This is a genomic window from Streptomyces sp. S3(2020) (genome assembly GCF_013044505.1).
Taxonomy (GTDB): Bacteria; Actinomycetota; Actinomycetes; order Streptomycetales; family Streptomycetaceae; genus Streptomyces.
In genome coordinates, this window is sequence record NZ_JABERD010000318.1 from 1 (window position 1) to 7835 (window position 7835).

Consider the following 7835-nt stretch of genomic DNA (forward strand, 5'->3'; position numbering starts at 1 on the left):
CCTCACGACAACACCCGCTCACCGCCGCCCCCCTCCGCAATGCCGGGCCCTCCTCAGCCACTTCACCCCAAGGACCTCCGCCATGAGACTCCTCCGTAACCGCCCCACTCCCCCTCCGCCCGCCGAGCCCGGGGACGTGCTCGCCACGGCTGAAGGGCTGTATGTCCGTCTCGGGTCCCGCGAGGTGCTGCAAGGCGTCGACATCACCGTCCGGGCCGGGGAGGTGCTCGCGCTGGTCGGGCCCAACGGTGCCGGGAAGTCCACCCTGCTCGGTGCGCTCGCCGCTGACATTCCGGCCGCCGGCGGGGTCGTACGGATTCACGGCCGGCCCGCCACGGAGTGGTCCGCGCCCGAACTCGCTCTGCGAAGGGCCGTCCTCCCCCAGTCGGCCTCCCTCTCCTTCCCGTTCACCGTCGAGGACGTCGTACGGATGGGCAGGGCCCCCTGGGCCGTGACCGCGCCCGAAGACGACGACCGGGCCGTCGCCGAGGCCATGCGGCAGACGGAGGTCACCGCTTTCGCGCCCCGCCCCTTCGCCGCGCTCAGCGGTGGTGAGCGGGCCAGGGTCGCGCTCGCGCGGGTGCTGGCCCAGCGTGCGCCCCTGCTGCTGCTGGACGAGCCGACCGCCGCGCTCGACCTCAAGCATCAGGAGCTGGTGCTGAGGGTGTGCCGGGAGCGGGCCCGCAAGGGGGACGCCGTCGTCGTCGTCCTGCACGATCTGGGGCTCGCCGCCGCCTACGCGCACCGCGTCGCGATCCTGCGCGCCGGGCGGGTCGCCGCCGACGGGGCACCGGAGGAGATCTTCGACCAGGCGCTGTTGTCGGAGGTGTACGACCAGCCGGTGGAAGTGTTTCCGCACCCGCGCACGGGGGCGCTGCTCGTAAACCCTGAGCGGAACCTTTGAATTTCCTTTGACCGTTGCTTGGGGTCCGTTTTAAGACACCGTGATCGGGTCGTGCCCTTGCACCGCCTATGAGAGGTGAATCACGGAACGGTGGGGTATCACGCAGGTAAGGCTCGGATAAGTTAGGCGAGCCTCACCGAACCGTGTGAGCCCTGTCACGTGATTTTTCAGCCATCGCCGGGAGCCCGCATGCGAGCCGCCAGACTCTCCGCAGTCACCGCCACCGCCACCGTGGCGGCCCTCACCGCCCTCACCGGGTGCACCGAGAAAGGTTCGGAGAGCGGCGACCGGGTCATCAACGTGACCGCCACCGACAGCAAGTGCGAGGTGTCGAAGAAGGAGTTCCCGGCCGGACACGTCGAGCTCGCCATCGAGAACAAGGGCTCCAAGGTCACCGAGGTCTACATCCTCTTCCCGGACGACCGGGTCGTCACCGAGCGCGAGAACATCGGCCCGGGCACCAAGCAGACCGTCACCGCCGAGGTGAAGGCCGGCGACTACACGATCGCCTGCAAGCCCGGTATGAAGGGCGACGGCATCCGCCAGGACGTCAAGGCCACCGGCGGCACCGCCGCCAAGCGCGACCCGCGGCTCGACAAGGCCGTCGCCGCCTACCGCACCTACGTGCAGGCACAGGCCGACGCGACACTGCCGCTCGCCGAGACCTTCGCCAAGGCGGTCAAGGACGGGGACATCGAGGCCGCCAAGGCCGCCTACGCCCCCTCCCGGATCGGCTGGGAGCGCACCGAGCCGGTCGCGGAGTCCTTCGGTGACATCGACCCCAAGGTCGACGTCCGCGAGGACGGCCTCGAAGAGGGCCAGGACCTGGAGAAGGACTGGACCGGCTGGCACCGCCTGGAGCGCTCGCTGTGGAAGGACAAGAAGCTCACCGCCCGTGACTCCGAGCTCGCCGACCAGCTGATCACCGACCTCACCGACTGGCAGAAGCGCGTCGGCAAGGCGGACATCACCCCGACCTCCATGGCCAACGGCGCCAAGGAACTCCTCGACGAGGTCGCCACCGGCAAGGTCACCGGCGAGGAGGAGCGCTACTCGCACACCGACCTCGTCGACTTCAAGGCCAACGTGGAGGGCGCGGAGAAGTCGTACGAGCTGCTGAAGCCGGTCGCCAAGGAGAACGACGCTGCCCTCACGACCGAGCTGGACAAGCAGTTCGCCGCGCTGAACACGCTGCTGGACAAGTACCGCGCGGACAAGGCCTCGTACGACTTCGTCTCGTACGACAAGGTCACCAAGGCCCAGCAGAAGGAGCTGTCGGACGCGGTCAACGCCCTCGCGGAGCCGCTGTCGAAGCTGGCCGCCGCCGTCGTCACGAAGTCTTCCTGAGGCAGGAGCAGCCATGACGGACGCAACTCCCTCCCGCCGTGCGCTGATCGGCTGGGGCGGTGCCGGGCTCGCGCTCGGTGCCGCCGCGGCCGGCGGGGCGGTGGCGATGACCCAGGCCGGCAACGACGTCGATCCGGCCGCCTCCGAAGCCGGTGCAGCTGTCGGGTTCCACGGTGATCACCAGGCCGGTATCTCCACGCCCGTGCAGGACCGGCTGCACTTCGCCGCGTTCGACGTGAAGACCGAGGACCGCGCCGAGTTCGTCCAGATGCTCAAGGACTGGACGGTGGCCGCGCGGCGGATGACCGGCGGGCAGGCGGTCGGCGAGGGCGCGTTCGGCGGGCTGGCCGAGGCGCCGCCGGACGACACCGGTGAGGCGCTGGGGCTCAAGCCCTCGCGGCTCACCCTCACCATCGGCTTCGGGCCGTCGCTGTTCGGGAGGTTCGGGCTCGCGGACGCCCGGCCCGAGGGCCTCTTCGAACTGCCCAAGTTCGCCGGGGACGCCCTCGACAAGAACCGCAGCGGCGGCGATCTGTGCGTCCAGGCCTGTGCCGACGACCCGCAGGTCGCCGTGCACGCCATCCGCAACCTGGCCCGGATCGGCTTCGGCAAGGTCGTCATCCGCTGGTCGCAGCTCGGCTTCGGGAAGACCTCGTCGACGACCCCCGAGGCGCAGACCCCGCGCAACCTCATGGGCTTCAAGGACGGCACCCGCAACATCGCGGGGACCGAGACGGACCGGCTGAAGAAGTTCGTGTGGGTCTCCGGTCAGGAAGGGCCCGACTGGATGGTCGGCGGGTCCTATCTCGTCGCCCGCCGTATCCGGATGCACATCGAGACCTGGGACCGCACCTCCCTCCAGGAGCAGGAGGACATCTTCGGCCGTGACAAGGGCGAGGGCGCCCCGGTCGGCAAGGCCAAAGAGCGCGACAAGCCGTTCCTGAAGGCAATGCTGCCCGACGCGCACGTCCGGCTCGCGCACCCCGACTCCAACCACGGGGCGACGATCCTGCGCCGGGGCTACTCCTTCACCGACGGCACGGACGGGCTCGGGCGGCTCGACGCCGGGCTGTTCTTCCTCGCGTACCAGCGCGATGTGCGCAAGGGATTCGTGCAGATCCAGCGCAACCTCGCCCCGGACGCGCTCAACGAGTACATCCAGCACGTGGGTTCGGCGGTCTTCGCCGTCCCGCCCGGCGTCCGTGACAAGGACGACTGGTGGGGCAGCACGCTGTTCTCCAAGGAGGCGTGAGAGACCGTGTTCTCCAACTACCTGATCGGTCTGCGCGAGGGCCTGGAGGCCTCTCTCGTCGTCTGCATCCTCATCGCCTATCTGGTGAAGACGGACCGCAGGGACGCGCTGAAGCCCATCTGGATCGGTATCGGCGTCGCGCTCGCACTCGCGCTCGGCTTCGGGTGCGCGCTCGAATTCGGCTCCCAGGAGCTGACGTTCAAGGCGCAGGAGGCGCTCGGCGGCTCCCTGTCGATCCTCGCGGTCGTCCTGGTGACGTGGATGGTCTTCTGGATGCGGCGCACCGCCCGGCACTTGAAGGCGGAGCTGCACGGCAAGCTGGACGCGGCGCTGCGGATGGGCACCGGCGCGCTGGTCGCCACCGCGTTCCTCGCGGTCGGCCGGGAGGGTCTGGAGACGTCCCTGTTCGTGTGGGCGTCGGTGCACGCGGCCGGTGACGGCACACCGCGCCCGCTGATCGGTGTGGGGCTCGGCATCGCCACGGCGGTCGTGCTGGGCTGGCTGTTCTACCGGGGCGCGGTGCGGATCAACCTCGCCAAGTTCTTCACGTGGACCGGCGGCATGCTGGTCGTGGTGGCGGCGGGCGTGCTGGCGTACGGCTTCCATGATCTCCAGGAGGCCGACTGGCTGCCGGGGCTGACCGACAAGGCCTTCGACATCTCCGGTGCCGTCCCGCCGGACAGTTGGTACGGGACCCTGCTGAAGGGCGTCTTCAACTTCCAGCCGGACCCGACCGTGCTCCAGGTCACGGTGTGGCTGCTGTACCTGGTCCCGACGCTCGCGCTGTTCCTCGCCCCGGTAGGGTTCGCCTCCGGGAAGGGGAAGGTGAAGGCATCCGATGAGCAGGGATCGAAGCCCTCGAAGGCTCCGCAGTCTTGACCGGAGGGTGCTGATAGCGGCCTCGGTGACCGCTTTGTCGCTGACGGCGAGCGGATGCGTGGTGGTCCACGGGGAGCGCGAGGTGCTCCCCGCGACGACCAGGGCCGAAGCCGCCGAGGCGCTCCAGGAGTTCACGACCGCGTACAACAAGGCCGACAAGGCGTACGACAGTTCCCTGGACGCGGACCATGTCACCGGTCCGCTCGCCGACATCGACGCGGCGCGTCTGAGGGCGGGCCGGGCCAACAGCCCGCAGGGCAATACGGCGCACACCCCGCTGACGCTGTCCGACGCGAAGTACACCATCCCCAAGAAGGCGGGCTGGCCGCGCTGGTTCGTCGCCGACACCGCCGCGAACAAGGGCGGCAGCGCGCGCTGGCTGTTCGTGTTCACGCGCGACGGCCTGGACAAGCCGTTCCAGGTGGCGTACCTGACGCTGGTCGCACCGGACGACGTACCGGAGTTCAGGACGGACACGGACGGCTGGGCGGAGGCCGTCCCCGCGGACTCGACGGAACTGTCCGTGGCCCCGCGGCAGTTGAGCCAGGACTACGCGACGTATCTGGCCGACGGCGAGGGGAAGACCTTCGCGGCGGGCGCGCACACCAGCGGATGGCGCACCCAGCGCACGAAGGACGCCAAGAAGCCGGGCCGGGCCACGCAGTACATCGACGAGTCGCTGACCAGCGGTGACTACGCCCCGCTGGCGCTGCGCACGAAGGACGGTGGCGCGCTGGTGTTCTTCACCACGCGGCACTACATGAAGCAGACCGCCTACGCGGGCACCACGCTCCCCGACCAGAGCGCGGCCGTCGACGCCCTGACGACCGGTGAGGTCAAGCAGTCGCTGACGATGGAGTTCGTCTCCAACGAGGTCGCCCTGGACCCGGCGAAGGGCGCGGGCGGCGGGCAGGTGTCGGTGCTGGGGCGGATCCAGGGGCTGACGGCGGCGAAGGGCGAGTAGGGCCGGTCGCCGGGTCAGCCGCGCAGGGGCCAGGCCGCGGAGAGGTGGTCGGGCTCCTCGCCGGCCCAGCGGGCGCCGGCGTCGGTGAGGATCTCCAGCAGGCTCAGCGGGTCGGGCAGGGGGTGTTCCGGGCCGCGTACCCAGTGCACGGACTGTCCGTCACCGGGCAGCCGGGCCGGCGGTACGAGGACGTAGGAGCCGCGGCAGTGCCAGCGGAGCCCCGGGTGCTCGTCCATCGTCTCGGGGTGGCAGTCCAGCTCGCACGGCCACCACTCGTCCTCGTCCTCGGGGGTGCCGCGGGTGAGGGTGAAGAACATCAGCCGGCCGTCGTCGGTCTCGGCGACCGGGCCGACCTCGATACCGGAGGCGAGCAGCCGCTCCAGGGCCTCGCGGCCGGCTTCGAGGGGCAGGTCCAGGACGTCGTGCACCATGCCGGTGGCGGTGATGAAGTTGGCCTGCGGCTGGTGCCGGGCCCAGCGCTCGATCTGGGCGCGGTCGGTGGTGGACTGCGTCTGCCAGGCGAAGGAGACGGGGTGCCGGGCGGGGGTGGGGCAGCCGATGCGGTCGCAGGAGCAGCGGTAGCCGGCCGGGTGCGCGGCGGGCGCGAGGGGCAGTCCCGCCCCGGCGGCGGCCAGCAGCAGGGCCTCACGGCCGCCGTCGTCGGCGGCCTCCTTCGGGCGGCGTCCGCGCAGCCACTGGGTGAGTCTGCCCTGCAGGCCGGTCCGGCCGCCGAACTCCTGGCTCATGTATCGCCTCGCCTCGCTGTGGTGCGGACAGCATGCCCTATGGTCCCACCATCCTGCGCTCCGGGGGACCGGAGCCGACAACCGGGGTAGGCGGGACAGGGCGTACCCGGGAGGGGGATCGGGTGAAATCGCCCGCTTTGACAGGATTTAGACCCCCGGCGCCCCTACCGTGGTCGCCATGGTCACGAGGATCGCGCTGACGGGCCTGGCGTCGACGGTTTCCCTGGTCTCGCTGATGGGACCGACGATCCCGCTGGAGTGGGGGCCCGGACCGCTCACAGTGGACTCGCTGCCGCGTGTGACTTACGTCGCCCATCGCGGCGGCGCCCGTGAGGTGCCCGAGAACAGCCTCTCGGGGCTCATGGCCGCCTACGGGCGCGGTACGGCGGACGTACTGGACTTCGACACCCGCATGCTGAGCGACGGCACGCTCGTCGTGATGCACGATCCGCTGCTGAACCGCACGACGTATCTGGGCGGTGAGGTGCGGAAGCTGAACGTGCGGGAATGGCAGGGCGTCCGGGTGCGCCCGAAGGCCTCCCTCCCCGGCAGCTGGCGGTCGGAGCGGCCGCCGACCGTGGCGCAGGTGCTGGATCTGCTGGGCGGGCGGGTGGTGCTGATGCTGGAGGCGAAGGATCCGCGGAGCGTGGCCCCGCTGGCGGCGCTGCTCCGCTCCCGGGGGCTGACCCGCTCGGTGTTCGTGAACTCCAACGACCCCGCGCTGGCCCGGCGGGCCCATCGCATGGGGCTGCTGACCAGTCTGTGGCGCTCGGCGCGGCAGCTGCGCACCGACCGGCCCGAGCGGTGGCGGTCCTTCGTGGACGTCCTGGACGTCGACTACAAGGCGCGTGACGCCGATCTGGTCCGGGCGGTGGGCTCCGGGGTCCGGCGGGTGTGGGCGCACACCGTGGTCACCGCGGCGCAGCGGGACCGGGTGCTGGGGCTGGGGTGCGACGGGGTGATCACGGATACGCCGGGGCGGCTGGCGCGGGTGTCTCAGCGCGGAGTGAGGCCGTAGAGGGCGTAGTCGACGAGGGTGTCGGTGTACGCGTGGTCGATCGGGCCGGTGTGCTGGAGCCAGCGCTGGGCGAGGGGCGAGACGAAGAGCTCCAGGGCGATGCGCGGGTCGATCTCCGGGCGTACGGCGCCGGTGTCCTGTGCGGAGCGCAGACGTTCGACGTAGAGCTGGAGCGAGGGCTGGAGCAGCTTCGCCACGAGTTCCCGGCCGAGTTGCTCGTTGACGACGCCTTCCGCGGCCAGGGCCCGGGACGGCACCTCGAAACGGGGGTCTCTCAGCTCGTCGACGGTGGCGCGCAGTACGGCCTTGAGGTCGGCGGCCAGGTCGCCCGTGTCCGGGAAGGTGTACGACTCCTGGCCGGCCTCGTGTGCGGACTGTTCTCCGAGGTCGAGGAAGGCCTCCATCAGCACCTCCGCCTTCGACGACCACCACCGGTAGATCGTCTGCTTGCCGACGCCGGCGCGGGCCGCGATGCCCTCGATGGTGGTCTTGGGGTAACCGACCTCGCCCACGAGCGCGAGGGCGGCGTCATAGATGGCGCGACGGGACTTCTCGCTGCGGCGAGTGGTGTCGGGGGCGGGCTGCTTGACCATGGGGCGACGTTAGCAGGCGAGTGAGACGCCCCGTCTCGCCAAGCCAAAGACCTCTCTCGCCCCCGGGGCCACCCAATTCAGCCCCTCCGGCGTTTGAGGAGCGGGGGTCCAGGGGGCGGAGCCCCCTGGGGG

Annotated in this window: 8 protein-coding genes; 6 read left to right on the top strand and 2 right to left on the bottom strand. The window is 70.7% G+C overall.

Features of this window, described 5'->3' with window-relative positions; all coding sequences use genetic code 11:
• Window positions 1–82: 82 nt before the first annotated feature.
• The 5 genes from HLK59_RS46095 (at window position 83) to HLK59_RS46115 (ending at window position 5346) form a co-directional block, all read left to right on the top strand.
• Window positions 83–904, top strand: coding sequence for a heme ABC transporter ATP-binding protein (locus HLK59_RS46095; RefSeq protein WP_171147658.1), 822 nt, complete (start codon window positions 83–85; stop codon window positions 902–904).
• Between the two features lie 189 nt (window positions 905–1093).
• Window positions 1094–2251, top strand: coding sequence for an iron uptake system protein EfeO (gene efeO, locus HLK59_RS46100; RefSeq protein ID WP_171147659.1), 1158 nt, complete (start codon window positions 1094–1096; stop codon window positions 2249–2251).
• Window positions 2252–2264: 13 nt separating this feature from the next.
• Window positions 2265–3503 carry an iron uptake transporter deferrochelatase/peroxidase subunit gene (gene efeB / locus HLK59_RS46105; RefSeq protein ID WP_171147660.1) on the top strand — a complete coding sequence of 413 codons (1239 nt, stop codon included), beginning with the start codon at window positions 2265–2267 and terminating at the stop codon, window positions 3501–3503.
• 6 nt (window positions 3504–3509) lie between these two features.
• Window positions 3510–4382 carry an iron uptake transporter permease EfeU gene (gene efeU, locus HLK59_RS46110; RefSeq protein ID WP_171147661.1) on the top strand — a complete coding sequence of 291 codons (873 nt, stop codon included), beginning with the start codon at window positions 3510–3512 and terminating at the stop codon, window positions 4380–4382.
• The gene (locus tag HLK59_RS46115; protein WP_171147662.1) at window positions 4342–5346 is read left to right on the top strand and encodes a hypothetical protein; all 1005 of its coding nucleotides are present in this window, start codon (window positions 4342–4344) and stop codon (window positions 5344–5346) included. Before efeU ends, HLK59_RS46115 begins: the two co-directional genes overlap by 41 nt.
• Before the next feature lie 14 nt (window positions 5347–5360).
• On the opposite strand, the gene HLK59_RS46120 is transcribed toward HLK59_RS46115, so the two are convergent.
• Window positions 5361–6092, bottom strand: coding sequence for a bifunctional DNA primase/polymerase (locus tag HLK59_RS46120; protein ID WP_171147663.1), 732 nt, complete (start codon window positions 6090–6092; stop codon window positions 5361–5363).
• Between the two features lie 178 nt (window positions 6093–6270).
• On the opposite strand from HLK59_RS46120, the gene HLK59_RS46125 reads away from it, so the two are divergent.
• Complete coding sequence (locus tag HLK59_RS46125) at window positions 6271–7110, top strand: glycerophosphodiester phosphodiesterase (RefSeq protein ID WP_171147664.1); 840 nt, start codon at window positions 6271–6273, stop codon at window positions 7108–7110.
• Here the strand turns inward: HLK59_RS46125 and HLK59_RS46130 are convergent.
• Entirely contained in the window at window positions 7089–7703 is a 615-nt protein-coding gene (locus HLK59_RS46130; protein ID WP_171147665.1) for a TetR/AcrR family transcriptional regulator, read from the bottom strand. The genes HLK59_RS46125 and HLK59_RS46130 overlap by 22 nt on opposite strands.
• Window positions 7704–7835 lie beyond the last annotated feature (132 nt).

What these genes read in the sequence shown, in the direction of transcription:
- HLK59_RS46095 (WP_171147658.1), top strand. Translation starts at nt 83, where the DNA reads ATGAGACTCCTCCGTAACCGCCCCACTCCCCCTCCGCCCGCCGAGCCC.
- HLK59_RS46120 (WP_171147663.1), bottom strand. Translation starts at nt 6,092, where the DNA reads ATGAGCCAGGAGTTCGGCGGCCGGACCGGCCTGCAGGGCAGACTCACC.
- HLK59_RS46130 (WP_171147665.1), bottom strand. Translation starts at nt 7,703, where the DNA reads ATGGTCAAGCAGCCCGCCCCCGACACCACTCGCCGCAGCGAGAAGTCC.
- efeO (WP_171147659.1), top strand. Translation starts at nt 1,094, where the DNA reads ATGCGAGCCGCCAGACTCTCCGCAGTCACCGCCACCGCCACCGTGGCG.
- HLK59_RS46115 (WP_171147662.1), top strand. Translation starts at nt 4,342, where the DNA reads ATGAGCAGGGATCGAAGCCCTCGAAGGCTCCGCAGTCTTGACCGGAGG.
- HLK59_RS46125 (WP_171147664.1), top strand. Translation starts at nt 6,271, where the DNA reads ATGGTCACGAGGATCGCGCTGACGGGCCTGGCGTCGACGGTTTCCCTG.
- efeB (WP_171147660.1), top strand. Translation starts at nt 2,265, where the DNA reads ATGACGGACGCAACTCCCTCCCGCCGTGCGCTGATCGGCTGGGGCGGT.